General features: G+C 62.3%; 31 protein-coding genes and 1 pseudogene. 20 read left to right on the top strand and 12 right to left on the bottom strand.

Features of this window, described 5'->3' with window-relative positions:
* Positions 1–1,887, bottom strand: coding sequence for a L,D-transpeptidase family protein (locus O7B34_RS27445; RefSeq protein ID WP_337148971.1), 1,887 nt, complete (start codon positions 1,885–1,887; stop codon positions 1–3).
* 210 nt (positions 1,888–2,097) lie between these two features.
* The gene (locus O7B34_RS27440; RefSeq protein WP_337128072.1) at positions 2,098–2,844 is read right to left on the bottom strand and encodes a 3-oxoacyl-ACP reductase family protein; all 747 of its coding nucleotides are present in this window, start codon (positions 2,842–2,844) and stop codon (positions 2,098–2,100) included.
* 100 nt (positions 2,845–2,944) lie between these two features.
* On the opposite strand from O7B34_RS27440, the gene O7B34_RS27435 reads away from it, so the two are divergent.
* Together O7B34_RS27435 and O7B34_RS27430 are read left to right on the top strand one after the other, a co-directional pair.
* Positions 2,945–3,559, top strand: a complete 615-nt coding sequence (locus O7B34_RS27435; RefSeq protein WP_337148970.1) for a TetR/AcrR family transcriptional regulator — start codon at positions 2,945–2,947, stop codon at positions 3,557–3,559.
* A 64-nt stretch (positions 3,560–3,623) separates the two neighbouring features.
* The gene (locus O7B34_RS27430) at positions 3,624–4,019 is read left to right on the top strand and encodes a rhodanese-like domain-containing protein (protein ID WP_337148969.1); all 396 of its coding nucleotides are present in this window, start codon (positions 3,624–3,626) and stop codon (positions 4,017–4,019) included.
* A gap of 8 nt (positions 4,020–4,027) precedes the next feature.
* Here the strand turns inward: O7B34_RS27430 and O7B34_RS27425 are convergent, their stop codons facing one another.
* The gene (locus tag O7B34_RS27425) at positions 4,028–4,939 is read right to left on the bottom strand and encodes an alpha/beta hydrolase (RefSeq protein WP_337148968.1); all 912 of its coding nucleotides are present in this window, start codon (positions 4,937–4,939) and stop codon (positions 4,028–4,030) included.
* A gap of 47 nt (positions 4,940–4,986) precedes the next feature.
* On the opposite strand from O7B34_RS27425, the gene O7B34_RS27420 reads away from it, so the two are divergent.
* A complete protein-coding gene (locus O7B34_RS27420) occupies positions 4,987–5,439 on the top strand; it encodes a MarR family winged helix-turn-helix transcriptional regulator (protein ID WP_337148967.1) in 453 nt (150 codons plus the stop codon).
* 16 nt (positions 5,440–5,455) lie between these two features.
* Here O7B34_RS27420 and O7B34_RS27415 read toward each other — a convergent pair whose 3' ends face one another.
* Together O7B34_RS27415 and O7B34_RS27410 are read right to left on the bottom strand one after the other, a co-directional pair.
* Entirely contained in the window at positions 5,456–6,067 is a 612-nt protein-coding gene (locus tag O7B34_RS27415; RefSeq protein WP_337148966.1) for a pyridoxamine 5'-phosphate oxidase family protein, read from the bottom strand.
* Positions 6,068–6,130: 63 nt separating this feature from the next.
* The gene (locus tag O7B34_RS27410; protein WP_027142676.1) at positions 6,131–6,484 is read right to left on the bottom strand and encodes a gamma-butyrobetaine hydroxylase-like domain-containing protein; all 354 of its coding nucleotides are present in this window, start codon (positions 6,482–6,484) and stop codon (positions 6,131–6,133) included.
* 191 nt (positions 6,485–6,675) lie between these two features.
* On the opposite strand from O7B34_RS27410, the gene moaA reads away from it, so the two are divergent.
* The 12 genes from moaA (at position 6,676) to O7B34_RS27350 (ending at position 15,904) form a co-directional block, all read left to right on the top strand.
* Complete coding sequence (moaA, locus tag O7B34_RS27405) at positions 6,676–7,671, top strand: GTP 3',8-cyclase MoaA (RefSeq protein WP_337148965.1); 996 nt, start codon at positions 6,676–6,678, stop codon at positions 7,669–7,671.
* A 75-nt stretch (positions 7,672–7,746) separates the two neighbouring features.
* Complete coding sequence (locus tag O7B34_RS27400) at positions 7,747–8,199, top strand: hypothetical protein (protein ID WP_337148964.1); 453 nt, start codon at positions 7,747–7,749, stop codon at positions 8,197–8,199.
* 135 nt (positions 8,200–8,334) lie between these two features.
* Positions 8,335–8,694 (top strand): hypothetical protein, encoded by a 360-nt coding sequence (locus tag O7B34_RS27395; RefSeq protein WP_337148963.1) that lies wholly within the window; start codon positions 8,335–8,337, stop codon positions 8,692–8,694.
* A 179-nt stretch (positions 8,695–8,873) separates the two neighbouring features.
* Positions 8,874–9,794, top strand: coding sequence for a DMT family transporter (locus tag O7B34_RS27390; protein ID WP_337148962.1), 921 nt, complete (start codon positions 8,874–8,876; stop codon positions 9,792–9,794).
* 54 nt (positions 9,795–9,848) lie between these two features.
* Positions 9,849–10,481, top strand: a complete 633-nt coding sequence (gene mobA, locus O7B34_RS27385; protein ID WP_337148961.1) for a molybdenum cofactor guanylyltransferase MobA — start codon at positions 9,849–9,851, stop codon at positions 10,479–10,481.
* Positions 10,478–10,987: a molybdopterin-guanine dinucleotide biosynthesis protein B gene (mobB, locus tag O7B34_RS27380; RefSeq protein WP_337140299.1), complete on the top strand. Its 510-nt coding sequence runs from the start codon at positions 10,478–10,480 to the stop codon at positions 10,985–10,987. Before mobA ends, mobB begins: the two co-directional genes overlap by 4 nt.
* A gap of 159 nt (positions 10,988–11,146) precedes the next feature.
* Positions 11,147–11,932 carry an ABC transporter substrate-binding protein gene (locus tag O7B34_RS27375; RefSeq protein ID WP_027142669.1) on the top strand — a complete coding sequence of 262 codons (786 nt, stop codon included), beginning with the start codon at positions 11,147–11,149 and terminating at the stop codon, positions 11,930–11,932.
* A 73-nt stretch (positions 11,933–12,005) separates the two neighbouring features.
* Positions 12,006–12,722, top strand: a complete 717-nt coding sequence (locus O7B34_RS27370) for an ABC transporter permease (protein WP_337128083.1) — start codon at positions 12,006–12,008, stop codon at positions 12,720–12,722.
* The gene (locus O7B34_RS27365) at positions 12,719–13,543 is read left to right on the top strand and encodes an ABC transporter permease (RefSeq protein ID WP_337148960.1); all 825 of its coding nucleotides are present in this window, start codon (positions 12,719–12,721) and stop codon (positions 13,541–13,543) included. The genes O7B34_RS27370 and O7B34_RS27365 overlap by 4 nt, the downstream gene beginning before the upstream one ends.
* A 113-nt stretch (positions 13,544–13,656) precedes the next feature.
* A complete protein-coding gene (locus tag O7B34_RS27360; RefSeq protein WP_337140302.1) occupies positions 13,657–14,526 on the top strand; it encodes an NAD(P)-dependent oxidoreductase in 870 nt (289 codons plus the stop codon).
* A gap of 90 nt (positions 14,527–14,616) precedes the next feature.
* Entirely contained in the window at positions 14,617–15,237 is a 621-nt protein-coding gene (locus tag O7B34_RS27355; protein WP_337148959.1) for a DNA alkylation repair protein, read from the top strand.
* 103 nt (positions 15,238–15,340) lie between these two features.
* Complete coding sequence (locus tag O7B34_RS27350; RefSeq protein WP_337148958.1) at positions 15,341–15,904, top strand: DUF3299 domain-containing protein; 564 nt, start codon at positions 15,341–15,343, stop codon at positions 15,902–15,904.
* Between the two features lie 38 nt (positions 15,905–15,942).
* Here O7B34_RS27350 and O7B34_RS27345 read toward each other — a convergent pair whose 3' ends face one another.
* The 4 genes from O7B34_RS27345 to O7B34_RS27330 all read right to left on the bottom strand — a co-directional run bounded on the left by O7B34_RS27345 (position 15,943) and on the right by O7B34_RS27330 (position 18,425).
* Positions 15,943–16,434, bottom strand: a complete 492-nt coding sequence (locus tag O7B34_RS27345) for an Lrp/AsnC family transcriptional regulator (RefSeq protein ID WP_006205209.1) — start codon at positions 16,432–16,434, stop codon at positions 15,943–15,945.
* A gap of 108 nt (positions 16,435–16,542) precedes the next feature.
* The gene (locus O7B34_RS27340) at positions 16,543–17,217 is read right to left on the bottom strand and encodes a uracil-DNA glycosylase family protein (RefSeq protein ID WP_337140305.1); all 675 of its coding nucleotides are present in this window, start codon (positions 17,215–17,217) and stop codon (positions 16,543–16,545) included.
* Positions 17,157–17,768, bottom strand: a complete 612-nt coding sequence (locus O7B34_RS27335; protein ID WP_337148957.1) for a glutathione S-transferase — start codon at positions 17,766–17,768, stop codon at positions 17,157–17,159. Before O7B34_RS27335 ends, O7B34_RS27340 begins: the two co-directional genes overlap by 61 nt.
* 33 nt (positions 17,769–17,801) lie before the next feature.
* Positions 17,802–18,425, bottom strand: a complete 624-nt coding sequence (locus tag O7B34_RS27330; protein ID WP_337140307.1) for a thermonuclease family protein — start codon at positions 18,423–18,425, stop codon at positions 17,802–17,804.
* Between the two features lie 76 nt (positions 18,426–18,501).
* On the opposite strand from O7B34_RS27330, the gene O7B34_RS27325 reads away from it, so the two are divergent.
* A complete protein-coding gene (locus O7B34_RS27325; RefSeq protein WP_337148955.1) occupies positions 18,502–20,022 on the top strand; it encodes a sensor histidine kinase in 1,521 nt (506 codons plus the stop codon).
* A gap of 24 nt (positions 20,023–20,046) precedes the next feature.
* Here O7B34_RS27325 and O7B34_RS27320 read toward each other — a convergent pair whose 3' ends face one another.
* Positions 20,047–21,045, bottom strand: coding sequence for a nicotinate-nucleotide--dimethylbenzimidazole phosphoribosyltransferase (locus tag O7B34_RS27320; RefSeq protein ID WP_337148954.1), 999 nt, complete (start codon positions 21,043–21,045; stop codon positions 20,047–20,049).
* A 198-nt stretch (positions 21,046–21,243) separates the two neighbouring features.
* Between O7B34_RS27320 and O7B34_RS27315 the strand changes: the two genes are divergently transcribed.
* Complete coding sequence (locus O7B34_RS27315) at positions 21,244–21,474, top strand: DUF1289 domain-containing protein (RefSeq protein ID WP_027142658.1); 231 nt, start codon at positions 21,244–21,246, stop codon at positions 21,472–21,474.
* Between the two features lie 10 nt (positions 21,475–21,484).
* A complete protein-coding gene (locus O7B34_RS27310; protein ID WP_337148952.1) occupies positions 21,485–22,189 on the top strand; it encodes a TIGR02281 family clan AA aspartic protease in 705 nt (234 codons plus the stop codon).
* Positions 22,190–22,294: 105 nt separating this feature from the next.
* Here O7B34_RS27310 and dusA read toward each other — a convergent pair whose 3' ends face one another.
* Positions 22,295–23,293, bottom strand: coding sequence for a tRNA dihydrouridine(20/20a) synthase DusA (gene dusA, locus O7B34_RS27305; RefSeq protein ID WP_337148951.1), 999 nt, complete (start codon positions 23,291–23,293; stop codon positions 22,295–22,297).
* Between the two features lie 275 nt (positions 23,294–23,568).
* On the opposite strand from dusA, the gene O7B34_RS27300 reads away from it, so the two are divergent.
* The gene (locus O7B34_RS27300) at positions 23,569–23,796 is read left to right on the top strand and encodes a hypothetical protein (protein ID WP_337148949.1); all 228 of its coding nucleotides are present in this window, start codon (positions 23,569–23,571) and stop codon (positions 23,794–23,796) included.
* 339 nt (positions 23,797–24,135) lie between these two features.
* Here the strand turns inward: O7B34_RS27300 and O7B34_RS27295 are convergent.
* Positions 24,136–24,324: pseudogene (locus tag O7B34_RS27295) on the bottom strand (IS110 family transposase); the annotation flags it as partial.
* 72 nt (positions 24,325–24,396) lie between these two features.
* Here O7B34_RS27295 and O7B34_RS27290 point away from each other — a divergent pair.
* Positions 24,397–25,042 (top strand): protein-L-isoaspartate(D-aspartate) O-methyltransferase (locus O7B34_RS27290; RefSeq protein ID WP_337148947.1); only part of this gene is annotated, 646 nt, incomplete at its 3' end.

The raw sequence follows: 25,042 nt of genomic DNA, 5'->3' as shown, positions 1-25,042 counted from the left end.
TTAGGTCGAGGGTGAGCGCACCGCCTCGGTCGCATCCAAGGCCTGCTTTAGCCGGGAATCGCGGTCATAGACGTCGCTGAAATACTCGACCTTGCCGGACATGTCTGGCCAGGCGGTGAAATAGGCGACATAGACCGGGATTTTGCGCGTTACATCCTCGGTCGAGTGTCCGTGCTTCAGCTTCTCCGCGATATAGTCGACCGAGGTGCCGAGCACCGCCGCCGCCATGCCGCGTGGATCTTGCAGGCGTACGCAGCCATGGCTGAGCGCGCGCATATCCTGCTTGAAGAACGATTTCTGCGGCGTGTCATGCATGTAGATCGCATGCTTGTTGGGGAACAGGATCTTCAGTTCGCCCAACGCATTGGCCTCGCTCGGCTGCTGGCGCACATTGTAGGGGATGTTGGCGCCATAAGCGCCCCAGTTCACTGCCGACGAAGGAATGCGCTTGCCGCGTGAATCCGTCACCTCGTAGCCGGCACGGTCGAGATAGCCGGGGTCGCCGCGCAACCTCGGCAGCATTTCGTTGACGATGATCGACTGCGGCACGCCCCAGTAGGGGTGGAAATCGACCTGCTTGATCTGATCGTAGAAGAACGCCGTCTGGTTGGTAACCCGACCGACGACGGCACGCGTCTTCAGCTTTTCCTGGCCGTCGTCAATGTAACTTGCGGTGAAGGCGGGCTGGTTGATGAAAACACGCGGACTGCCGAGATCGGAAGGCAGCCAGCGCAGTTCTTCCAGCGCCACCTCGACCTTCAGCAGCCTGTCGGCCTTCGACGTCCCGGCCAGTGTGGCGACGGTGCGCGGTCCGATGACGCCGTCACCCTTCATGCCCTCCTTCTGCTGCACCGCCTTGATGAGCGGGACCAGTTCGGGAACATAGACTTCGCTGGTCGCCAAACGCGACAGGACCTCGCCATAGGTGCCGCCCATCTCGTCGTCGAGATTACGCGCGATCAGCGACAGGAGCTTTGGCAGTTCGGGGCTGGTTTCGCCTGGCTTCAGCAGCAGCTTGGGATCGACGACGATCTCGTTCTCGGCACTCGCCTGCAGCGATTCCAGTTCGACGCGCAGCGCCTGATACTCCGCATTCTGGGGATGGCGCGATTCCAGATATGTGCGAACTTCCTGTGTATGCGCCAGTGTCTTCAGCACGCCTATCATGTCGAGCGGCTTGGCCGGGAAATCGTAGTAGCCGGTCATACGATTGGGCTCGACACGGCCGCTCTGGGCGTCGTGGGCGTAACGCAGGACGCGTGCCGACAGCGCCATCTCGAAACGGACGAGTTCCTTTAGCTTGGCTGCGTCGTCTGTCGAGGTCGAACTGGTGGCTGGCACGTCGACGGTGTAGTCGGCAGGCGTGAGGCCGTAGCTGGCAGCCTCGCCGAGCACCCGCACGGCATCTTGCGCACGGTTGTTGGGGCTGGTTCCGTTCACCCAGATGAAATCCGGGTTGGCCGAGTAATAGGCGATCAGCGCCTTGGCGATGTCGGGCTCTGCGTAGAGTTCGTAGTCGCTGAGGCCGGCAATGGCATCGTGGAAGGCAGCACCGGTGGCCGAAGGAACGAAAGCGGCATCTTGCGGTGTCGCCGGCTGCGGCGCGGTCGCTAGCGTCGAGAAGTCGACACGCACCAGCCTGTCGGCCTTGTAAGTATAGTATGACGGACCGCTGATCCTCACGCTACCGCCGCTGCTGCCGGCCGGCGCCTTCGGCTTGTGTTTTGGCGGAGGAGGCGGAAACTCGCCCTTCGGCTCATGCCTGATCCCGCCGCCGAACAGCATGTCGAAAAGCCCTTGGGCCCCTGCCTGAGGCATGCCGAAAGCCAGCGTCGCCGTAATCGCCACGAGCGGCATCACGGTTGCTTTTTTACCGAGGAATTTCATGGATCACCCGCTCCGGTCGCAACCGGTTCCCGTTCCGCACGCTAAACCGTCCCGCTCACCGCATGGCGGATGTAAGGCGCGACTATACCGATTCATACCGATTTCGTTAAGCTTTCATAAATTTCGGCAGGGCTGTTGCAGAACGGTTTCACAACATCGTGACGGCCGGCGCGACCGAACTGTCGCGCCGGCCACGGGAAGCCTCGCGCCTCAAGCGTTTGCGCCGCCGTCGATGGTCAGCGCGGCTCCGGTAACGAAACGGCCCTCCGGTCCGGCGAGCCAGGCAACCATGCCGGCGATATCCTCCGCCTTGCCGAATCGCGGGGTCGCCATCTTCTGGCGCTGATGGTCGGCATGCGGGCCGTCGGCCGGGTTCATGTCGGTATCCGTCGAGCCGGGATGAACGACATTGGCGGTGATGCCGCGTGCCCCGAGGTCGCGGGCCAATGCCTTGGTCAGGCCGACCAGCGCCGCCTTGCTGGCCGAGTAGGCTCCCAGGCTGGTGTCGGTGACCCGCTCGGCCAGGTTGCTGCCGATCGAGATGATCCTGCCGCCCTCGCCCATGTGCCTTGCCGCCGCTTTCGAGGCGATGAACGGCGCCCTCAGATTGACCGACATGGTTTCGTCGAAATCGGCAAGCGACAGCGTATCGATCGGCGCCGCGCGCCAGATGCCGGCACTGTTGACCAGGATGTCGAGCCGGCCGAAGGCGGTCACCGCATCGGCAACCGCCTGGTCTATGGCCTCGGCATCACGGTTGTCGGCCTTGATCGCGATGGCGCGACCGCCCTTGGTCTCTATCTCGGCGACGACGGACCGAGCCAGTTCCTCTCCATGCACGTAGGTCAGCGCGACATCGGCCCCGTCTGCCGCGAGCCTTCGCGCGATTGCCGCGCCGATACCGCGGCTGCCTCCGGTGACGAGTGCCGCCTTGCCGTTCAAACTTCCTGATGACATCGATTTCTCCATTTATGTAGCGATTGATACATAAATATCTGCCAACCTTGCCCAGTCGCGTCAACTCATTTATGTATCGATCAACACAGAAAAGAGCGTCATGTCGGAAAGAGGCCGTCCCCGCACGTTCGATCGAACCGCGGCCCTGCGGCGCGCGATGGATGTATTTTGGGCCAAGGGCTATGAAGGTGCGTCGATCAGCGATCTCGCCGCCGCGATGGGCATCAATTCGCCGAGCCTCTATGCCGCCTACGGTAGCAAGGAGGCCCTGTTCCTCGAGGCGACCGATCTCTATTCCCGCGTGGAGGGCGCCGACATCTGGACCGCGCTGGAAGAGGCGCCAACGGCGCGCCTTGCGATCGAGCGGTTTCTGCGCCGCACTGCAAAGGCCTATTCGCAGACGGGTCGCCCGCAGGGCTGCCTGATTGCTCTGGGGGCGCTGCACGAAGACTCGAGCCGAGGCGCGATCTGCACGGATTTGCGGCGCCGCCGCGCCGAGAATCTTACCGCCCTGAAGAAGCGTCTCGAGCGCGGCGTGGCCGAGGGTGAACTGCCCGCCGGCTTCGATTGCCGTGCCGCGGCGACCTTTTTCGCAACGGTCCAGCACGGCATGTCGATCCAGGCGCGCGACGGTGCTTCCCGGGCCGCCCTGCTGGCGACGGTGGCCGGGGCAATGGCCGCCTGGAAGACCATGGCCGGCACGGTCGAGGCGTGACAAACACCGTTCGTTGTGCTCGAAATCCGCCTTGCCAGCAAACCTGCGGCCGGGAGGGACGACAGTGAAAAAAGGGTATCGCGAACTGCTGGATGAGGCCAACGCCGAGATCGAAGTGGTCTCGCCCGAGGAAGCGGCAGGACTGCTTGAAGACGAAGACACCATTTTCGTCGATCTGCGCGATCCTCGAGAGATCGAGCGTGACGGCAGAATTCCCGGCGCCAAGCATGTCACCCGTGGCATGCTGGAGTTCTGGATCGATCCCGAAAGCCCCTACCACAAGGCCTTCTTCGCTTCGGGAAAAAGCTTCGTCTTCTTCTGCGCCGGCGGCTGGCGTTCGGCGCTGGCCACAAAGACGGCGCAGGACATGGGGCTTTCGCCGGTCAAGCACATCCTCGGCGGCTACACGGCCTGGAAAGCGGCCGGGTTGCCCGTAAAGCCGGGGGAAAAGAAGAAATAGCCTGAAGCTCAGTGGAGCAGCGACGGCCCGCGCTGCGTGGCCACGAAGTCGACGGCGCGTTCAACCACACCCTTGTCGACCAGAATGCGGCGATGGCCGAGCCCGTCGGCCCAATGCAACCGCACATGATCACCGGCGCCGGCATAGCGTCGTGCGTGTTCAGCCGGCACCTCCCGGTCGTCAGGCGCGTGGATGACCAGCGTCGGCACGGGCGCCTGGGCAAGCTGGCGGTCACCGGTGAATTCATGCAGCGGCCGGCCGGAGAGATATTCGACGCGGTCAGCCATCGCGACTTGCGAGCGGGGACCGACATTGAGCATGCGGCTGAAGTCGTCGAAGATTGCCGGCAGTGAGCTTGGCGCCGCGATCAGCACAAGACGTGCGGCCGCCAATGGTAGGATGTCCTTGACGGAGCCGGCGATGGCATTGGCGGCAACGGCGCCTCCGAAGGAATGGCCGACGGCGGCCACGAATGGCCCGAACCATTCGCCGACCACTCTTGCGGCTTCGACGGCGTTGACCATGTTGAGGTGCCTGCCCTGCGAATGGCCGTGACCGGGAAGATCGAGCGAGACGACCTTATAGCCGGCAGCACGAAACCCTTCGATCAGCACGCGCATATATTCGGTACGCGAGCGCCAGCCATGGATGATGAGAACGGTGCCGGCAGGCTCGCGGCCCGGCTCGGGGCGGAATTCATGCACCATGACGCAGCCGGTCGCGGTCTTCAGCCGGTGATGCCGCGCCTCGGCCATGAACTCGGCGGCGCGGTCGATTGCCCGGCGCTCGCCGTCGGTGAGCGTCCTGGTGCTTGGCGTACGGCAGAACAATTCGAAAGCCGCGCGTCCGGTGATGCGCGGCGCGACATGTTCGGCCGCACCAAACACACCTCGGATGACCTTCAGCCCGAATGATGCCATAGTCAGAATCCATCCATACGTTCAAGCATGAACATAATAGTTCAAAGATGAACAATAAACAAGAGCTACCCTGGGACAACCCGCGTTTTCGCAACTGGGTCGCGGTGGCGCGCGCCTGCCATGTGCTGGAGCGCACGCTGGCGGTGAACCTCGCGCCGCTCGATCTGAAGCCGGCGCAGCTCGACGTGCTGATGAATCTCTACCGCCATCCCGGCATGTCGCAGCACGACCTTGCGCGCAAGCTGCTCGTGGGCCGCTCCAACATTACCATGTTGTTGCCGCAACTCGAGACACGTGGCCTGCTGCGGCGCGAAGGCGACGAGAAGGACAAGCGCGTCTTGCGGCTTACGCTGACCGAAGCCGGCGAGGCGCTGCTGATGCAGGCGCTGAAAGTGCATATGGCGCTGATCGAGAAGGCGATGAGCCAGTCGACGCCGGAGCAATGCGACATGATCGGCGACCAGATGCGCAAGATCTATGACGTGCTGAACGAGGCGTGACCGCCCTTTCAGTAGATCACCACATCGAGTTTTTCGCTCGTTCCGGCCATTCCCTGTCGTAGGTTTCGCCGTCAATATTCTTGCGGCTGGTGATTTCCAGGATCTTTCCGGGTGTCGGCAGCGACTTCGGGTCGACATGTCTCTCCGGGTTCCACAGCTCCGACCGCACGATCGCCCGGGCGCACTGGAAATAAACCGAATCGACATCGATCACGGTGACCGAACGCGCCGGCTTGCCGTCGACCATGAACGATGCGCACAGCGCTGCATCCGTGGTGATATGCGCCCGGCCGTTGATGCGCAGCGTCGTGCCGGAGCCCGGCACCAGGAACAGCAGGCCGACGCGCGGGTCGCGGATGATGTTCTTTAGCGAATCGGCACGGTTGTTGCCGCGCCGGTCCGGCATCATCAGCGTTTTCGCATCGACGATGCGCACGAAGCCCGCGAGATCGCCGCGCGGCGAACAGTCCAGCCCCTCCGGACCGCTGGTCGCGAGCGCGACGAAGGGCGAAGCTTCGATAAAGGCGGCGTATTCAGGAATGACATGGTCGAGTTCCTTGACCACGGAGGCTTCGCCGGGCAATCCGTAGAGCGCTTCGATTTGTTCGACTGTGGTGATCACCGACATTTTCCGTCTCCCGATCCGCCGCCCCTACTCCCGGCACATGACGTTTTGACGACGCAACGGCGGCTAACGATCGCGGCTCAAGCCTTTCTCGGCGAGCTCCGCGAGATAGGCGTTCCAGCGTGCGTCCTTCTCGTGGCCGAGCGTGTGCAGGTAATTCCAGGTGAAGATGCCGGTGTCATGGAAATCGTCGAAGGTGATGCGCACCGCGTAATTGCCCACCGGTTCGATCTTTAGGATGGCCACATCGCGTTTGCCGGGAACCGTCACTCTCTGTTCCGGCGAATGGCCCTGCACTTCCGCGGAAGGCGATGCCACGCGCAGCAATTCCGCCGGCAACTCGAACGGCTGGTGGCCGGGAAACGTCACGGTGAGCAGCTTGCGGTCCCTGGAGACCCTCAGTTCTTTTGGCGCTGTCATGGTCGATCCTGCCTGAATGCCCTTCCCTACGCTGCTTCGCCCCGTACGCAAAGGCGTCAACGGTGTCCGACACGCAATGTCGGTCGCGGAATGTTACCAAGGATCGAGGCAAGCTATCTTGAATGGCGGGCTGGATCGTATCACATAGCTATATATAACGATGCCGATAACGGCCACGGAAACGTTCGAACATGAACATGATCGACCCCTTCGGTCGCACGATCAGCTATCTCAGAGTGTCGGTCACCGACCGCTGCGATTTCCGCTGCACCTATTGCATGGCGGAGGACATGGCCTTCTTGCCCAAGAAGGACCTACTCTCGCTGGAAGAACTTGACCGGCTCTGCTCCGTGTTCATCGAAAAGGGTGTCAGACGGTTGCGCCTCACCGGCGGTGAGCCGTTGGTGCGCAAGAACATCATGCATCTGGTGCGCCAGCTTTCGCGGCACCTCGAAAGCGGCGCACTGGAAGAACTGACGTTGACCACCAACGGCTCGCAGCTTTCGCGCTTCGCCGCCGAACTCGCCGATTGTGGTGTCAAGCGCATCAACGTTTCGCTCGATACGCTCGATGCCGACAAATTCCACGCCATCACCCGCTGGGGTCATCTCGACAAGGTCATGGCAGGCATCGACGCGGCTCAGGCGGCGGGACTGAACGTCAAGCTCAACGCGGTGGCGTTGAAGGATTTCAACGACGCCGAATTGCCCGAGATGATGCGCTGGGCGCATGGCCGGGGCATGGGCCTGACCGTCATCGAAACCATGCCTATGGGTGAGATCGATGCCGACCGCACCGACCAGTATTTGCCGCTCTCGCTGCTGCGCGCTTCGCTCGAGCGCCAGTTCACGCTGACCGACATCCCGTTCAAGACCGGTGGCCCGGCCCGCTACGTCCATGTCAGCGAGACCGGCGGGAAACTCGGCTTCATCACGCCGATGACGCATAATTTCTGCGAAAGCTGCAATCGGGTCAGGCTGACCTGCACGGGCACGCTTTACATGTGCCTTGGCCAGGAGGATGCGGCCGATTTGCGCGCGCCGCTGCGCGCGTCCGAAGGCAACGAACTTGTCGCCGACGCTATAGACGAAGCAATCGGCCGCAAGCCGAAAGGCCATGACTTCATCATCGACCGCCGCACCAGCCGTCCGTCGGTGTCACGGCATATGAGTGTCACGGGCGGCTGACCTTCTCGTCTTTTTGTGCGAGAATTGCCCTGCAATCATCGGCTTCGGGCAGACATGAGGTGGCTCTTTTCGATCGTGACATCTCTCGCCGTGGCCTCGGCGAGCACTGCGTTTGCCGCGCAATCCACCTACGTGAACGAGCGCTTCGGCACCGTCTGCACCTTTCCCGACGATGTCTTTAGCGATCGCCAGCCCGAGCCTGAGAATTGCGACGGGCAGGTGTGGCTGAGTGCGGACAGCGCCAGCCTGACATGCTCCGGCATATTCAATGTCGATGACGACACGCCGAAGGGATTCATTGCCGCTGAAAGAGCGAGCAACGAGCCGGGCTACGAGGTCACCTACAGCAAGGCCGGCAAGGACTGGGCGGTGCTGTCGGGCGTGAAGGATGGAAAGATCTTTTACGAGCGGCGGCTGTTTGGCAGGGATGGCGTCATCCGCACGGTCTGGATCGATTACCCACCGGCGCTGAAATCGAAATATGACCCGCTGGTCGGCGCCATCGCCGGCAGCCTGAAGGGGCCATGAACGGGGGGCGCATGAGCATTTTAGCCACACCGCAAGCAAATCTTTGTCCGCAAATGCCGGTCTGATTTACTGGTGACGGTTTCCCGCCTAGCCTCCGTTCCCCAGCGGCTCATCGCTTTCTCGGGGGATAACATCATGCGCCAACTTCTTCTTTCTTTCGCCTTGCTCGGCTTGGCCGCCCTGCCCGCGGCTGCCCAGTCGATCGGCGGCACTTACACCGTCGCCGGCACCAATTTCGACGGTTCGTCCTATGACGGCGAAGCCACCATCACGCTGACCAGCGGGACTACCTGCGCGATCCATTGGGAGACGGGCGGCTCATCCTCCGATGGCATCTGCATGCGCAACGACAACGCATTCTCCGCCGGCTACGCAATGGGCAAGGATATCGGCCTCGTCGTCTACAAGGTCGAGGATGACGGGTCGCTGCATGGCCTGTGGACCATCGCCGGCAAGGAGGGGAATGGCACCGAGGTGCTGACGCCGAAGAAATAGCGATCGCCTCGGTTGTACAGGTGTCGGGAGGCAATGCCGCCTTCCGACAGAATTCGTGCCTGATCCAGGATGATTTCACGCCGGCGACGATGGGTATCCGGTCCTGGCCCAGCCCTTTGCTGTTGCTGTTTCGTTGCGGGCTGTTACAGGCTTGCCTGCCAAAGCAACCGGTTGATGTCTTGCCCCTTTCCCCAAATCTTCGCGGCGCGTTGTTCATGGTGGTGGCGATGGTTGGCTTCACGCTCAACGACGCCATTACCAAATACTCTTCCCAGTCGATGAACATGGCGCAGGTCATGCTGATCAGAGGGGCGTTCGCCTCGCTCTTCGTCGGCCTGCTGGCCTGGCAACGCGGAGCGCTTGTCCAGCCTCGCCTGATGCTGCAGCCGCTGGTGGCGATCCGTGTGCTGAGTGAAGCGGGCGCTACCGTGTCCTTCCTGATCGCCCTCGCCCATTTGCCGATCGGCAGCGTTTCGGCCGTCTTGCAAGCACTGCCGCTGGCGGTGACGATGGGCGCGGCGCTGTATTTCGGCGAAGCGGTCGGCTGGCGGCGCTGGTTGGCGATCGCTATCGGTTTTGCCGGGGTTATGATCATCGTGCGGCCGGGTTTCGAGGGCTTCAGCGTCTATTCTCTGGTGGCCCTGGCCAGCGTCGCGTGCTGCACGGTGCGGGACCTCGCCACCAAGCGCATCCCCCAGGCCGTCCCGACGATGCTGGTATCAACCGCCACCGCGCTTGCCATGACCGTCGTCGGCGCGTTTCTGTTGACGCCGATGGGCGGCTGGACACCGATGACAGGCAAAAGCACGGCGCTGCTGGCACTGGCGGCAGTGCTGGTGCTCATCGGCTATCAATTCATCATCATGGCGATGCGTTCGGGCGAGATCTCCTTCATCGCGCCGTTCCGCTACACCGCGCTCCTCTGGTCGATACTGCTTGGCCTGATCATCTTCGGTGACATACCGGACATGCCGATGATCGCCGGCGCGGCAATAGTCGTCGGCTCGGGCCTCTATGCACTTTATCGCGAGCGCATCGTCGGCCGGCGAAGGATCGTCGCCGAAAGCACCGGCCCGGCCATGGCGCCGGAAGGACTCTAGCACTCCCTTGAAGCCGCTTGCGATTTCCCGCGGCTGGCGTACAGGCTGGATGGCATGAAGCGCTATGTCGCGGGGATCATTCTGGCCGGTGGCCAGTCGAGACGAATGGGCGGTGGTGACAAGGCGTTGTTGCCGCTGGGCGGCGGCTGCGTGCTTGACCAGGTCCTGTCGCGGTTTGGTCCGCAGTTCGAGACCCTGGCGCTTAGTGCCAACGGCGACCCGGCACGGTTTGCCCGTTTCGGGCTGCCGGTGCTGGCCGATACCCTTGAAGGCTTTGCCGGTCCCCTTGCCGGTATCCTCACCGGCCTGGAATGGGCCGCTGCCGGCAGGCCTTGCAAGGCGGTCGTCACTGCTGCCGGCGACACGCCTTTCCTGCCGCTGGATCTCGTCGATCGTCTGGCGGCGGCAGTCGATGAACGTCCCGGTTCGATCGCCGTCGCCTTCTCCTCAGGCAGGCGGCATCCAACCTTCGCGCTATGGCCGACCGGATGCCGCGAAGCCTTGCGGCATTTCCTGGTCGACGAAGACAACAAGCGGGTTTCGGCCTTCATCGAGCAGCGCGACTATGTCGAGGTGGAATTCCCGTTCCTGCAATCCGCCGGACAACCAATCGATCCTTTCTTCAACATCAACGTGCCGGACGATCTTGCCCTGGCCGAACGCCTGTTGCAGAGCATGACGTCATGAACAGACGCGTCTTCGGCATCACCGGCTGGAAAAACTCCGGCAAGACCACACTCACCGAGAAGCTGGTCGCCGAGCTTGTGCGGCGCGGCTGGAAGGTCTCGACGGTCAAACACGCCCATCATGATTTCGACATCGACAAGCCAGGGGCGGACAGCTTCCGCCATCGGCAGGCCGGCGCAACCGAGGTTGCGATCGTGTCGGGCAATCGCTGGGCGCTGATGCACGAGTTGCGTGGCGAGCAAGAGCCGCCGCTGGACGCGATCCTCTCGCGGCTCGCCCCGTGCGACATCGTGCTGGTCGAAGGCTACAAGCGCGAATCCCACCGCAAGATCGAAACGAGGCGGCTGGAAGCGAAGGACCGGACGCCGCTTGCGGCGGGTGATCCCAATATTGTCGCCGTCGCCGCGGATTTCGCCATCACCGACAAGAGCCTGCCGGTGTTCGACCTCGACGACGTAGAATCCATAGCCGACTTCATCGAGCGCACGACCGGCCTCGTTGCTTGAGATGTAACGTAAGGGCAGAATCCCATTGCCGATTTTGGCGGTTTTGCAGTTGCTTTTTTCTTGGAAAGAGTGGGAGTATCGGCCCAGCGGGCGGTCAAAAAGCACCGCCCCACAGAGCCGTTTCGGAACGACGGCCGGGACCATAAAGAGAGGACTATCATGCGTATTGCACTGCGTATCGCGCTCGCCGCATCGGCTGCGCTGCTGACGCTCGGCGTAGCCCAGGCCCAGGAAAAGACCCTGCGGATCGGCACCGAAGGCGCCTACCCCCCATTCAACAACCTCACCGCCGACGGCCAGCTTGTCGGCTTCGACATCGACATCGCCAAGGCGCTTTGCGATGAGATGAAGGTCAAGTGCACCTTCGTCGCCCAGGATTGGGACGGCATCATTCCCGCACTTCAGGCCGGCAAGTTCGATGCCATCGTCGCCTCGATGTCGATCACGCCGGAGAGGAAGGAGAAGGTCGACTTCTCGCACAAATACTACAACACCCCGTCGGCGCTCGCCGTGCCGAAGGATTCGCCGCTGAAGGGCGTGACCAAGGAAGACCTCGCCGGCAAGAGCATCGGTGTCGCCACCACGACCACCCATTTCAACTATGCCTCGAAGACCTACACCGACAGCACCGTCAAAGGTTATCCGAGCAGCCCCGAGGAGCAGGCAGATCTTGCCAATGGCCGTCTCGACGCTATCGAGGACGATATCGTCGTGCTGCAGCAGTGGCTTGATTCGCCTGACGGCGCTTGCTGCAAGATCCTCGGCCAGCCATCGCCGCAACCGGTCGAAATTTTTGGCCCTGGCGCCGGCATAGCCGTTCGCAAGGGCGAAACCGACCTGGTCAACAAGCTGAATTCCGCCATCGACGCCATCCGTGCCAACGGAAAATATAAGGAAATCAACGACAAGTACTTCAAGTTCGACGTCTACGGCGCCGAGTCCTGATAATCATTGCCAAGGCGGCAGGGGTCTCCTGCCGCCTTTCATCTCAGGAGCGCCGTGGGGATAAGACCAGTCAATGCCAGCCCAAAGCATATGGACACTGCTGAGTTGGGGACCCGAGGGCTGGAGTGACGATATTGCCTATGGCGCGTTGGTCACCATCGCGCTTGCCCTTGCGACGCTGCCGATCGGCCTGACGATCGGCTTTTTCGTCGCCTGGGCCAAGCAGTCCGAAGAACCGTCGCTGCGGGTGGCCGCCAACATCTACACCACCGTGTTTCGCGGCCTGCCGGAACTGGTGACGCTGTTCCTGTTCTTCTTCGGCATGCCCATCCTGCTGCAATATGTCATCCGCCTATTCAAGCCCGAGGCGACGGTCGACGTCGACAGCTTCATCGCCGGTATGATCGTGCTGTCGCTGATCTTTTCCTCCTACGCCAGCGAGGTATTCCTCTCCGCCTTTCGCGCCATTCCCAAGGGCCAGTATGAGGGCGGCTACGCGATCGGCCTGTCGACATGGCTGACCATGCGCAAGGTGATCCTGCCTCAGCTGCTGCGCATCGCCTTTCCCGGCCTCGAGAATTGCTGGCTCAGCCTGCTCAAGGACACCGCCCTGGTCTCGGTCGTCAACCTCGCCGAAACCCTGCGCAACGCGGGGGTGGCGGCGCGTGTCACGAAACACGCGTTCCTGTTCTACAGCGTCGCGGCCCTGGTTTTCCTCGTCCTGGCGATCCTGTCGTCGATCGCGACCGGGTTCATCTTGCGTTCGCTGGGACGGAGGGAGGCACGATGAGCGTCAGCCAAGCTATCTCCGTTGACCGGCCGCCGCCGCAGGCACGCGGCTGGCCGCGCACCCGTATCGTCGGGTACGCGCTCGTCGGCCTCTGGATTCTCTTCGGCCTCGGTATTCTAGCCTATCTCATCTATGCCTGGAACGGCGAGTTCTTTGCCAGATATGCGCCTGCCTATCTGCAGGGACTGTGGACCACGCTGTCGCTCGTTGCCATTTCGATGGTGGTCGGCGCGATCTTTTCGCTGCCCGTCACCTATGGCCGCATGTCGAAGAGCCGTTTCCTGTCCGGCCTTGCCTATTGCTATGTCTATTTCTTCCGCGGCACGCCACTGCTGGTCCAGGTCTACCTCGTCTACTATGGGTTGGGTTCTTTCCGGCTGCAGCTCGAATCCATCGGGCTGTGGTGGTTCTTCCGCGAGGCCTTCAACTGCGGCGTCTTCGCCTTTGCGCTCAACACCGCGGCTTATCAGGCCGAGATCCTGCGCGGCGCCATCGAAAGCGTGCCCAGAGGCCAATGGGAAGGAGCCGCCTCGCTCGGCCTTCACAAGCTGCAGACGCTGCGCAAGGTTGTCCTGCCGCAGGCGTTCATCGTGGCATTGCGGCCCTACGGCAACGAGCTGGTTCTGATGATCAAGGCTTCGGCGATCGTCGCCATCATCACCGTCTATGACCTGATGGGCAACGCGAAGCTCGCCTACGCCAAATCCTTCGATTTCCAGGCCTATGTCTGGGTCGCCATCGTCTATCTTGTGATGGTCGAAATGCTGCGCCACGGCGTCGAATGGATCGAGCGCCGGATCACGATCCACCTAAAGCGCTGAACCGTTCCTGATCGGCCTGTGCCAGTCGATGCGGCGGTGCGCGCCTTGACGAATTCGTCGCATGGCCTAGAGCTTCCGCAGCTGAAATCTCTGTTTCGCCGGAAGGACAAGGCATGGCATCGGTGGCATTTCTCGGTCTTGGGGTCATGGGCTATCCCATGGCCGGACACCTGAAGAACAAGGGCGGCCACGACGTCACCGTCTACAACCGCACCCAGGCCAAAGCCGAACAATGGGTCACCCAACATGGCGGCAGCCTTGCCGCGACGCCGGCCCAGGCCGCCGAGGGCAAGGATTTCGTCTTTTCCTGTGTCGGCAATGACGATGATTTGCGCTCGGTGACCACGGGGTCGGAAGGCGCCTTCAAGGCGATGAAGAAAGGCTCGGTCTTCATCGACAACACCACGGCGTCGGCTGAAGTCGCGCGCGAACTGGCGCAAGCCGCGCAATCGGGCGGATTCTCATTTCTCGACGCACCGGTCTCCGGCGGTCAGGCCGGCGCCGAGAACGGCGTGCTGACCGTCATGGTCGGTGGCGATGAGGCTGCGTTCGACAGGGCCAGGCCGGTCATCGACGCCTTTGCCCGCATGGTTGGACTGATGGGATCGGCGGGCGCCGGCCAGCTCACCAAGATGATCAACCAGATCTGCATCGCCGGATTGGTGCAGGGACTGTCGGAAGGCATCCATTTCGGCAAGAAGGCCGGCCTCGACATCGAAAAGGTCATCGAGGTGATTTCCAAGGGTGCGGCCGGCTCCTGGCAGATGGAAAACCGGCACAAGACCATGAACGCCGGCAAATATGATTTCGGTTTCGCCGTCGACTGGATGCGCAAGGACCTCGGCATCTGCCTGGCGGAAGCCGACCGCAACGGCGCCCGGCTGCCGGTGACCGCGCTTGTCGACCAGTTCTACAAGGACGTGCAGGCGATGGGCGGCAAACGCTGGGATACGTCCTCGTTGCTGGCCCGGCTGGAAAAATAGGATCGCGATGGCCAGCTTTCGCCCCAATCCAGTGCCGACGAAATCGTCGCGTATCTGCGCTCGATCGCCTCGGAGGAAAATCGTCTTGGCATGCTGCGCTACGGCATCAAGATCGAACGCGCGCTCGGCATCTCGCACGGTGTGCAGCGGCAGATTGCCAAGAAAATCAAGCGCAACCACGAGCGCGCGTTCGCGCTGTGGCAGACAGGTATCGTGGAGGCGCAGTTCATCGCCTCCGTCACGGCCGACCCAAAGCGGTTTTCCGCCGCGGATGCGAGGCAATGGGCGTCGAGTTTCGACTCCTGGGATATCGTCGATGGCGTCTCTGATCTGTTCGTCGACACGGATGCCTGGATAGAACTGATCAGCGAATTTGCGGCCGATGAACGGGAATTTGTTCGACGCACGGCTTTTGCCATGATGGCCTGGTCTGTCGTCCACCGGAAGAAAGAGCCGGAGGCGACCTTTCTCGCCTTCTTGCCCATCATCGAAGCGCAGGCCACCGACGCCCGCAACTTCGTGAAGAAGGGTGTGAACTGGGCCCTTCGTTCGCTCGGCAAACGGTCCATGGTTATGCACGGTGCTGCCCTTGCTGTCGCCGAAAGGCTCGCGCAATCGACCGACAAGACCGCGCGCTGGATCGGCAAGGATGCTATGAAGGAACTATCGGATGCCAGGACAATCGAGCGCCTCGCCGCCAGAAAGACCTGACAGGTTGAGGAGTGCTGCGGCCGGTTCTCGCCGACATGTGATGCGGCTCGAGCATTGACGCCACCGACGGCGGCGTCTTTACTCGCCCGCAAAGGATGCGGCCATGACCCATTTCAAATCAATCCTGGCGCTTGCGGCCGCGCTTGCTCTCTCCACCGCCGGCGGTTCGGCCGAAACCACGCACATCTTCTGGAAGGATTTGCGCCCGGTAACCCAGGCGGTTGCCGAAGACGCCGGCCTGCCGATGATCGCGGCGAAACTGCCGGATCACGGCGAGACGCTTTCGGTTGCCCTGCAGGACAAAACGATACAATTAGCCGGCTATGCATTGCCGGTCGATCGCGACGGCGATCTCGTCTATCAGTTCCTGCTGGTGCCTTGGACCGGCGCGTGCAGCCACATGCCGACGCCGCCGCCCAATCAGATCATGCTGGTCACGCCTGCCCGTCCCTACAAGATGTCGCAAGCCTACCAGCCGGTCGCCGTTACTGGTGCCCTGAAGCCGGAGATGGAGAAAAGCCAATTGTTCATTCTCGACGGCGTCAGCGTCATCCAATCCGGTTACGCCGTGCGCAAGGCCGATGTCGTGGGCGTCGACACGGTTCCGGACTCCGTCGTATTGCCGGTGAACTCGCCCTGGAGTTTCCTCAACAAGAAGAAGAATTGAGTTGCGGGATCAGGCCGCGTTGGCGCCCGACTCCGGGATCAGGCCGCGTTGGCGCCCGACTCCTTGTCCAGCACCATGTAGTCGAGCGGGATTTCGGTCGTGTATTTGATCTGCTCCATGGCGAAGGACGACGACACGTCCCGGATCTCGATCTTGGCGATCAGCCGCTTGTAGAAGGCGTCATAGGCGGCGATGTCGGGCACCACGACACGCAACAGGTAATCGACGTCGCCGCTCATGCGATAGAATTCGACCACCTCGGGAAATTCCTGGATGACCTCTGAGAACCGGCGCAGCCATTCATGGCTGTGCGAATTGGTGCGGATCGACACGAAGACGGTGACCCGCACATTGACCTTTTCGTGGTCGAGAATGGCGACGCGCCGCTTGATGACGCCCTCCTCTTCGAGCTTCTGGATGCGCCGCCAGCACGGTGTGGTCGACAGGCCGACTTTCTTGGCAACGTCGGCGACCGCGAGCGTCGCGTCCTCCTGCAGGAGGCGGAGAATTTTTCGGTCAAGGCGATCCATCGGAGGCTCCTGGTGGAATAGTTTCGCTATATTCCCTTTTATTTGGGCCGTTCACAAGAAAGAAATTCTGCTGCCTGCGCCGAAAGCGAGTGATTTCTTGCTGAATGCCTAAGCGAGGCGATAGCGGATTTCCGACCGCAGGAAAGGCAGCAAATCCATTTCAAACCAAGGATTCTGCTTCAACCAGCCAGTGTTGCGCCAGGATGGATGTGGCAGTGGCAGCACTTTGGGGCCGACGGAACTCTCCCAGATGGCGCGCCAGTTCATCACCGTTTCCGTCAGCGAGGGGCGGCGCGCCGCGCCCATATGCCAGGTCTGCGCATAGAGGCCGATCGCCAGCACCAGGTCGATCCGCGGCATCGACGCCATCAAGGGCGCGCGCCAGGCGGGGGCGCACTCACGCCTCGGCGGCAGGTCGCCGCCCTTGGCGTCCTGTCCGGGAAAGCAGAAGCCCATCGGCACAATGGCGAATTTCTCGATGTCATAGAATTCGTCGCTGGTCACGCCGAGCCAGTTGCGCAGGCGGTCGCCGGAAGCGTCGGTGAATGGCATGCCCGACACATGCACCTTGGTTCCAGGGGCCTGGCTGGCGATCAGGATGCGGGCGCTGGACGAGGGTCGCAGCACCGGACGCGGCTTGTGGGGCAGCGGCTTGCCGACGGGAGTATCGACGCAGATGCGGCAGGCGCGGACCGTCGCGGCGAGCCTGTCCAGTTGGACGCTCAAGCGGCGGCACTCGGGCGGCTGGAGACGGCCTGATGCCAACGTAGCACATTGGTGCATTCCTCTGGCACCTTGATGCGTGCTGGCTTCATGAAGTCGATCGCGATCAGGCCGGTGATGTCGGCAATCGAATAGCTGTCGCCGGCGGCGAATTCGCGGCTGCCCAGTTCAGCGTCCAGCAGCCTGAGAAAATCCACCGCCTTCGGCTTGTTGGCCTCGCCCCATTCGGGGATCTGCGGGCTTTCCCATTCCTTCATGGCCGGATGGATGTGGCGGAAAGCTTGCGTGACACTGCTGAGCAGGTTGAACTCCATCCGCCTCTGCCACATCTCGACCTGCGCCTTGCCAAGTGCGCCGCGCCCGAACAATGCCGGCTCGGGATAAAGCTCCTCGAAATAGCGGCAGATAGCGACGGATTCGGTGAGGATGGTGCCGTCATCGAGCTCCAGAACCGGCAGGCGCCGCAGCGGATTGCGCGAGCTGACCGGCTGCTGCTTGTGTTCCAGTGCGCCCATGTCGATGGGCACCAACGGAACCGTGATCCCCTTTTCAGCGAGGAAAACGCGAACCCGTCGTGGGTTGGGCGCACGACCGCCGTCGAACAATTTCATTTCGATCCTCCTTTTCCTTCCGCCAGACATGCTTCACCAGAAGCGAAATATCTCGCGCACGGCATCGCCGATCGACGCCAGCATGCCATGTTTTCGCTCCACGACATCGCCGTGGTGGCTGTCGCGCCAATCCTGCGGCTGGTCGAACGTGCCCGCCCAGATGCCAATCCTTGCGGCGCGCGCGGTGGCTTCCTCGCCTTCGAAGTCGCCATAGGCGACGGCCCAGCCCGCCTCGACCTGGGCGCGGTTGAGGTCGGTGCCGCCGGCCTTGCAGTCGCCAAGCAACCGGCCATAGCGATCGCGCTGCCAGCCGCTGCAGGTGACCGGCCTGCCGGCGATCAGCCGCACCAGCGATTGGCGCGCCTGAGTACCACAGGCATAGTCGGCGCCGTTCTTGCGGCAGGTCTGGGTATACTCCGGAGCGTCGATGCCGCGCATGCGGATGCGCTCGGCGCCGAGCGTGATCGAATCGCCGTCATTGATGATGGCCGTACCTTGCGTCTTGCGTGTCTCCACCCGGTCAAGACGCGCCGCAAGCAGGATCAACAGCCCCAGGATGATGACGGTCAGCCCGTAGTCCAGCAGCTTGCGCCACAGGCTTCTGCGGCGAGGTGCCGCGTACCGCGGGCGCGACCTTGGCGACCAGGAACGGCTCATATGGCAAACGGTTGGTTAATCATTCGAACGTAGCTTAACACCTTGAAATCGCTGCGCGCATAAATTGAAGCTTTTGATGCCCTTGCAACGCTCGAACACAGCGGACAAGTTCATTGTGGACCGCAGGAAACGGCATCGCAACAGCGATGTCGCGCGCGCGGTGCGCAAGACGCGCGACCGTCTTTCGCAGCAGGCCGGCAACCCCGATTTCGATCGCGAACTGCTGAAGCTCCACGCCCGGGCGATGACAAGCGGTGCCGTCGTCATCCCGCTGCTCGTCCTGGTGATCGCCGCCGCCGGCCGTTTGGCCGGTGTCGGCAATGAGATCGGCCTCTGGGCGTTGTTTACGCTCACCTGCTATACAACAGTCGTCTTCATGGCGCGGCGCATCGAGCGCACGGAAGCTTCCGAACTCAACTCATTGCAAACGCGAAGGGAATTCCTGGTCGGGCATTTCCTTTGCGGCCTTGGCTGGGCTTGGTTTGTCTGGCTGGGCTGCGGCGCCTGCGAGGTCGACCAGTTCCAGGTGATCAAGGCGGTAGTGCTCCTGTTCGCCATGGCAGGGACCGCGCTCATGGCCTCGTCCCTGAGCGGCGCCCTGCTGGCGACCTTCGCATTTCCAGTGGCACTCTACGCCTATGCCGCGACCAGGTCGTGGATGCCGGTCGAGGCGATCATGGCCGGGCTGCTCGTCCTGTCGCTGCCTTTCTTCGCCTATATCGCCAGTCACCTCAATCGCTTCTCCCTGCTGCTCTTGTCGTTCCGCTCCGAAAAGGATGCGCTGATCGCCGAAGTGGAGACGGCGAAATCGATGTCGGACGAGGCGCGGCGGCGGGCCGAGGACGCCAACCTTGCAAAATCGCGTTTCCTCGCTTCGATGAGCCATGAATTGCGCACGCCGCTCAACGCTATTCTCGGCTTTTCCGAGGTGATGGCGAACGAGGTGCTGGGGCCGATGAGCAATCCTACCTATCGCGACTACGCCCATGACGTGCATGATTCAGGCCAGCACCTGCTCGACCTGATCAACGAGATCCTCGACCTGTCGCGCATCGAGGCCGGCCGATACCAGCTCAACGAGGAGCCGGTGATGCTGCTCAACATCGTCGAGGATTGCTGCCACATGATGGAGCTTAAGGCACGCAACAAGGATATCCGCGTCGTTCAGGATTTCGAACAGACATTGCCGCGGCTGTTCGCCGACGAGCGCGCCGTGCGCCAGATCGCGCTCAACCTTCTGTCCAACGCCATCAAATTCACCGCCACCGGCGGCGAAATCCGCGTCCGGGTCGGCTGGACGGCGGGTGGAGGACAGTACATTTCGATCAAGGACAACGGCCCCGGCATTCCCGAGGACGAGATTCCGATCGTGCTTTCAGCCTTCGGCCAGGGTTCGATCGCCATCAAGAGCGCCGAGCAAGGCACCGGGCTTGGGTTGCCGATCGTGCAAGGGCTGCTCGCCATGCATGGCGGTGAGTTCGAGCTTCACTCCAAGCTGCGCGAGGGCACCGAGGCGATCGCCATCTTCCCGCTGAGCCGGGTGATGGAAGAACTGCCGGCGCTGCCGACCGCCGCGGTCGCCGCGCGGCGGCGGTAGCGGATCTATCAGTGTGCGGTGTGCTTAGCCCCGCACAGCCGCCGCCATGCCTGAACTGGTCAATGCCGCTGCCTTGACCAGCCCGGCCGCCAGGGCTGCTCCTGCCCCTTCGCCATGACCGATGCCCAGATCGAGCAGCGGACGCAGCCCGAGGTGCTCGGCGGCCCTTGCATGCGCGGGCTCCGGCGACAGGCTGGCGAGAAGACAATGATCAAGTGCTGCGGGGTTCGCCGCATGCAGCACCGCCGCGGCTGCCGTTGCCGCGAAGCCATCGAGCAGTACCGGTATCTGCTGCATCCGCGCGGCAAGGATTGCGCCGGTTATCGCCGCGAACTCGCGGCCGCCGACCCGCCGCAGCGCCTCCAGGGGGTCTTCCAGATGGTGGCCGTGAAAGGCCAGCGCCGCATCGATCACCTTCGCCTTGCGGGCCTGCATCGCCGCATCGGCGCCGGATCCCGGACCAATCCAGTCGGCACCCCTGCCCCCCAGCAACGCGGCGAACAGGGCGGCGGCGACGGTGGAGTTGCCGACGCCGAGATCGCCCAGGCAAAGCAGGTCGGTGCCGCCGGCAATCGCCTCCATTCCGAAGGCCATGGTGGCCGCGCAACCGCGCTCATCGAGCGCGGCATCCTCGGTGATGTCGCCGGTCGGGATGTGCAGGGCAAGATCGAACACCTTCAGACCGAGGTCGTTGGCAATGCAGATCTGGTTGATCGCCGCACCGCCGGCCGCGCAAAGCTCGACCGCGTTGGCGGTCGCCGCCACGGGCCTCGGCGAAATGCCGTGCCTGACAACGCCATGGTTGCCGGCAAAGACAGCCATCAAGGGCCTGGTCACGGCGGGCGGAGCGCGACCGCTCCAGGCCGCGAGCCACGCGGCGATGTCCTCGACGCGGCCAAGCGAATTCACCGGCTTGTCGGCCTTGGCAAACAGCGTGCGCACGCGCGCTTCGGCTTTGAGGTCGGCTGCCGGCAAACTGTCGAGCAGGTTGCGGAAATCATCGAAAGGCAGTGCACTGGTCATGTCGCGAACAATCGTTCCTGGATCCGGGGAGCGGCATAGCTGCCTTGTGTGATCGGCACAACCTCCTCGATCGTCCTTCCTGATTTGCCGCAAAGGCGGTCACGGAAGGCGCTATCGCGAGGGCTTGCATTGGCTTTGCCGTTGCACCATGTGGAGATGGAAGAGCGGATTCCGGACCGGGTCCCTCGAGAGAAAGTCATGACGGCCATCGAAACTCCCTGCATCCTGGTCTGTTCGATCGATATGAAAACCGGCTTCTGCTTCGGTTGCGGCCGCACGCGCGACGAGATCGGCGCCTGGATGGCGATGACGCCCGAGACGCGCCGCAGCGTGATGGCCGAACTGCCGGCCCGGCTGGAAACCGTCGAGCGCCGGCCGCGCCGGGAAACACGCCGCACCCGCATGGCGCGCGAACGCGACGCACTCTAGCGAGGAACGGATGAGCAGCCGGCTGTTCTGGACTGTGATGGCGGTGATCGGCGTCGGGGCAGCGCTTCTCATGCTCAACGATTCCGCCGGCAGCACGCTCGGCGTCGAGAATTACGATTTTGGCCGGCTGATCTGGCTTGGGGCTTTCGGCGCCCTTGTCGGCGCCGGCTTGCTGCGGTCGGCTCCGCTCGGAGTGATGGCCCGCAATCTCGGCGCCTGGGCGGCAATCGTGCTCGCGCTGATCGCGGGCTACCAATATCGCTACGAGCTGCAAGACGTCGCCAGCCGCGTGACCGCGGGCCTCGTTCCCGGCAGTCCGCTGGCGCTCGGCGTCGAAGACGGCCACGCCACCGTGACCCTGGACAAGGCCGACAATGGTCATTTCGAAGCGCGCATCCTGGTCAACGGCAACCCGGTTCGCACCGTTGTCGACACCGGCGCGACCAGCACGGTCCTGACTTCGGAAGACGCGCAAGCCGCCGGCTTCAATCCGGCGGCGCTCAGCTACACAATACAGGTTTCGACAGCCAACGGCATGGCACGCGCCGCAGCGGTCAAAACCCACGAGCTGGCGATCGGCGGCATCGTGCGCAAGGATATGTCGGTGATGATCGCCGCTCCCGGCATGCTGAGCCAAAGCCTGCTCGGCATGAACTTCATCGGTTCGCTCTCGGGCTTCGACGTGCGCGGCGACCGTATGATCCTCAGGGACTAATGCATGTCGCCCGGAAGTGTCCTCGGTTCCGGGATATCGACATGCATAAAATCAGAAGCTAACAGCCGGTCAGGCGAATCCTATTCGCCTCGACATGCTGTAAGTTCAGGCCGCTTCGGCGGCCGCTCCTCCGAATTCGACAGCCGCGAAAGCCGTCTTCAGCACGTCCGGCCCGGCTCCGGGCCGGGTCGCGTCGGTGGATAGGACCTGGCGGTAGCGGCGCGCGCCGGGCAGCCGGTGAAACAGCCCGACCATATGGCGGGTGACATGGCCGAGCCGTCCGCCTTGTTCGATGTGGCGCGCCGCATAGTCCGCCATCGCATCGATCAGCGCCGCGAAATCGAACGCTTCCGGCAGCGCTCCGTAGAAGGCGGCGTCAACACCGGCCAGAATGCCTGGTGTGTGGTAGGCCGCGCGGCCGAGCATGGCTCCGTCGACATGATCGAGATGCGTCCGAACCTCTTCAAGCGACTGAATACCACCATTGATGCCAATGAATTTACTCGTCTTTTTCTCCTTCAGCCGATAGACCCTGTCATAGTCAAGCGGCGGGATGTCGCGGTTTTCCTTGGGGCTCAGCCCCTCCAGCCACGCCTTGCGAGCATGCACCCACAAGGCATCGGCGCCGGCATCGAAAACCCCATTCGCCAGCGCATCGAGCGCCGGCTCCGGATCCTGTTCGTCGACGCCGATGCGGCATTTGACCGTGACCGGCACCTTCACTGCCGCTTTCATCGCTGCGACACAGTCGGCGACAAGGTCGGGCACTTTCATCAGGCAAGCGCCGAAGGTGCCCGACTGGACGCGGTCGGACGGGCAGCCGACATTGAGATTGATCTCGTCATAACCGAAGGCCTCGCCAATGCGCGCCGCTTCGGCAAGTTTTGCGGGATCCGAGCCGCCAAGTTGCAGGGCGACAGGATGTTCCACCTCATCGAAGCCAAGCAGCCGCTCGCGCGCGCCGTGGATCACCGCGTCGGCGACAACCATTTCGGTGTACAGCAGCGCATGTGTCGTCAGCCGGCGATGGAAGAACCGGCAATGCCGGTCCGTCCAGTCCATCATGGGTGCTATGGCTATTCTATGCTCTTGATTTATCAGCATTTTTCTTTAACATCAAATCGTTAGACCCTGCCGAGTGCACACGAATTTACGACAGGATACGACCCTTTTCGCCACGTTTCGATCTCTCAGTGCACACGGAGCGCACACAAAAAATTGCCACCTAAATCAAGCTCTCGTCCGTATCCTGGCGTGTCCACGTCCGTCGCAAAGGTCGCTACGCCAGCGAGACCTTCCTGCGCCGAGACGCCGCGCGGCGTTGGGCGACCGAAACCGAGCGCCAAGTCGATCGCGGTGAGACGCCGACGAAGTCCCGTATGGCGCGCCTGAAAACTTTCGGCGAACTCATCGACCTTCATATCGACGACATGTGCGAAGTAGGCAAGTCCCCGCGGCGCTCCAAGGCCTCCGTGGTGAACGCACCTCATCTGCGTTGCGGCGGTGCCGATCGCGAACGAACCGTGGTGTGCTCACCCTTTATACGCGAGCCAATCCACGCGGCCGAGGCCCTGGCAAGGTGGTCATTCCCACAGTTGAAAAGCTGACAAGTGGCGACTGACGCCCGACCGACGAAATTGTCACGATTAACCGATCGTTGACCGCGCTGTCCTATTCTGAGACAGCGCGGTTAGATCCCAACCGGACTGCGCAGGCGGCTCCGGCAACCCAGCACCCACCTCACTGTCGGGGCCGCCACCACACTCTGGAATAGATACCAGCAATGGTTGAATCAACCGTTACTGCAGTTGTTAAACTAGAGCGAACGGCTATCCCGCCGTCTTGCCGCCATCCACTAGGCGCGTCTCCAGTCTCAAAATCTCAACACTGACTCCCAGGGAGACCTTCCTAACCAGCGTGGCTTTTCAGCTCTGTCCCTACTTTCCTTCCGCCACAGCCTGGCGCACCGCCTGCTCGAATGCTGCGCGACCGACCTTACTCAACCGGATGCTGAACGCCTCAAGCGAGTGCCGGATGACGTTCTCCAGATCGAGGAATTTGACCTTCAGATTGCGCCGGTGGGTTAGCAGAAGCCGCGTCCGGTAGCAGCTTTCCGAGTTAATGCGGGCCGCCTTGTCGGTTACGGTGACGAGACGAACAGGATATAACGTTATTGGGAGCAGCTGGTCGAGGAAAGCCTCACCGTCATGAAACCGATGAACGAAGAGCATCTTGCGGTTTTACGCAGGCACATGGTCGAGATGATTGCGATCCATGCCGACCTTGCAAGCGAAGAACTCGGCAAGGCAACGCTCGATGAGCGGGTGATGGCATCGATGCGGCGGGTCCCGCGACATCTCTTCGTGCCCGCTGCGGTCGCGCCTTATGCCTACCAGGACATGCCGCTGCCAATCGGCTTCGATAAGACCGTGTCGCAGCCCTTCATGGTCGCTCTGATGACCGATCTCCTTGCTCCCCAAGCGCACGAAACGGTGCTCGAGATCGGGACTGGCCTGGGCTATCAATCCGCCATCCTCGCGGAACTCGCAGGACAAGTTTGGAGCGTCGAAATCATCGAGGAATTCGCAAGCCATGCCGAGGCTCTGCTGCAGGGCCTCGGCTTCTCGAATGTCGCCATTCGTGTCGGAGACGGGTCTCGGGGCTGGCCCGAGCACGCCCCATTCGACAAGATTTTGGTTAGCGTGGCGGCTGAGCGGACGCCGCCGGCTTTACTGAATCAGCTCAAGCCAGGGGGACGCCTTGTTCTGCCTTTGGCGTCTGAAGAAGTACAGTTTCTGACTATCATCGACAAGGATGCTGCTGGGCAACTCGAGACTCGGAAACTCATCCCGG

This window comes from Mesorhizobium sp. Cs1299R1N3, assembly GCF_037179625.1.
In the GTDB taxonomy this organism is placed as follows: domain Bacteria; phylum Pseudomonadota; class Alphaproteobacteria; order Rhizobiales; family Rhizobiaceae; genus Mesorhizobium; species Mesorhizobium salmacidum.
This window is presented reverse-complemented; position numbering and strand designations above follow the sequence as displayed.

Coding starts and splice junctions, on each gene's coding strand:
- O7B34_RS27445 (WP_337148971.1), bottom strand. CDS start 1,887: ATGAAATTCCTCGGTAAAAAAGCAACCGTGATGCCGCTCGTGGCGATT.
- O7B34_RS27440 (WP_337128072.1), bottom strand. CDS start 2,844: ATGTCATCAGGAAGTTTGAACGGCAAGGCGGCACTCGTCACCGGAGGC.
- O7B34_RS27435 (WP_337148970.1), top strand. CDS start 2,945: ATGTCGGAAAGAGGCCGTCCCCGCACGTTCGATCGAACCGCGGCCCTG.
- O7B34_RS27425 (WP_337148968.1), bottom strand. CDS start 4,939: ATGGCATCATTCGGGCTGAAGGTCATCCGAGGTGTGTTTGGTGCGGCC.
- O7B34_RS27420 (WP_337148967.1), top strand. CDS start 4,987: ATGAACAATAAACAAGAGCTACCCTGGGACAACCCGCGTTTTCGCAAC.
- O7B34_RS27415 (WP_337148966.1), bottom strand. CDS start 6,067: ATGTCGGTGATCACCACAGTCGAACAAATCGAAGCGCTCTACGGATTG.
- O7B34_RS27410 (WP_027142676.1), bottom strand. CDS start 6,484: ATGACAGCGCCAAAAGAACTGAGGGTCTCCAGGGACCGCAAGCTGCTC.
- moaA (WP_337148965.1), top strand. CDS start 6,676: ATGAACATGATCGACCCCTTCGGTCGCACGATCAGCTATCTCAGAGTG.
- O7B34_RS27395 (WP_337148963.1), top strand. CDS start 8,335: ATGCGCCAACTTCTTCTTTCTTTCGCCTTGCTCGGCTTGGCCGCCCTG.
- mobA (WP_337148961.1), top strand. CDS start 9,849: ATGAAGCGCTATGTCGCGGGGATCATTCTGGCCGGTGGCCAGTCGAGA.
- mobB (WP_337140299.1), top strand. CDS start 10,478: ATGAACAGACGCGTCTTCGGCATCACCGGCTGGAAAAACTCCGGCAAG.
- O7B34_RS27375 (WP_027142669.1), top strand. CDS start 11,147: ATGCGTATTGCACTGCGTATCGCGCTCGCCGCATCGGCTGCGCTGCTG.
- O7B34_RS27370 (WP_337128083.1), top strand. CDS start 12,006: ATGCCAGCCCAAAGCATATGGACACTGCTGAGTTGGGGACCCGAGGGC.
- O7B34_RS27365 (WP_337148960.1), top strand. CDS start 12,719: ATGAGCGTCAGCCAAGCTATCTCCGTTGACCGGCCGCCGCCGCAGGCA.
- O7B34_RS27360 (WP_337140302.1), top strand. CDS start 13,657: ATGGCATCGGTGGCATTTCTCGGTCTTGGGGTCATGGGCTATCCCATG.
- O7B34_RS27355 (WP_337148959.1), top strand. CDS start 14,617: ATGCTGCGCTACGGCATCAAGATCGAACGCGCGCTCGGCATCTCGCAC.
- O7B34_RS27350 (WP_337148958.1), top strand. CDS start 15,341: ATGACCCATTTCAAATCAATCCTGGCGCTTGCGGCCGCGCTTGCTCTC.
- O7B34_RS27345 (WP_006205209.1), bottom strand. CDS start 16,434: ATGGATCGCCTTGACCGAAAAATTCTCCGCCTCCTGCAGGAGGACGCG.
- O7B34_RS27340 (WP_337140305.1), bottom strand. CDS start 17,217: ATGCACCAATGTGCTACGTTGGCATCAGGCCGTCTCCAGCCGCCCGAG.
- O7B34_RS27335 (WP_337148957.1), bottom strand. CDS start 17,768: ATGAAATTGTTCGACGGCGGTCGTGCGCCCAACCCACGACGGGTTCGC.
- O7B34_RS27330 (WP_337140307.1), bottom strand. CDS start 18,425: ATGAGCCGTTCCTGGTCGCCAAGGTCGCGCCCGCGGTACGCGGCACCT.
- O7B34_RS27325 (WP_337148955.1), top strand. CDS start 18,502: ATGCCCTTGCAACGCTCGAACACAGCGGACAAGTTCATTGTGGACCGC.
- O7B34_RS27320 (WP_337148954.1), bottom strand. CDS start 21,045: ATGACCAGTGCACTGCCTTTCGATGATTTCCGCAACCTGCTCGACAGT.
- O7B34_RS27315 (WP_027142658.1), top strand. CDS start 21,244: ATGACGGCCATCGAAACTCCCTGCATCCTGGTCTGTTCGATCGATATG.
- O7B34_RS27310 (WP_337148952.1), top strand. CDS start 21,485: ATGAGCAGCCGGCTGTTCTGGACTGTGATGGCGGTGATCGGCGTCGGG.
- dusA (WP_337148951.1), bottom strand. CDS start 23,293: ATGCTGATAAATCAAGAGCATAGAATAGCCATAGCACCCATGATGGAC.
- O7B34_RS27300 (WP_337148949.1), top strand. CDS start 23,569: ATGGCGCGCCTGAAAACTTTCGGCGAACTCATCGACCTTCATATCGAC.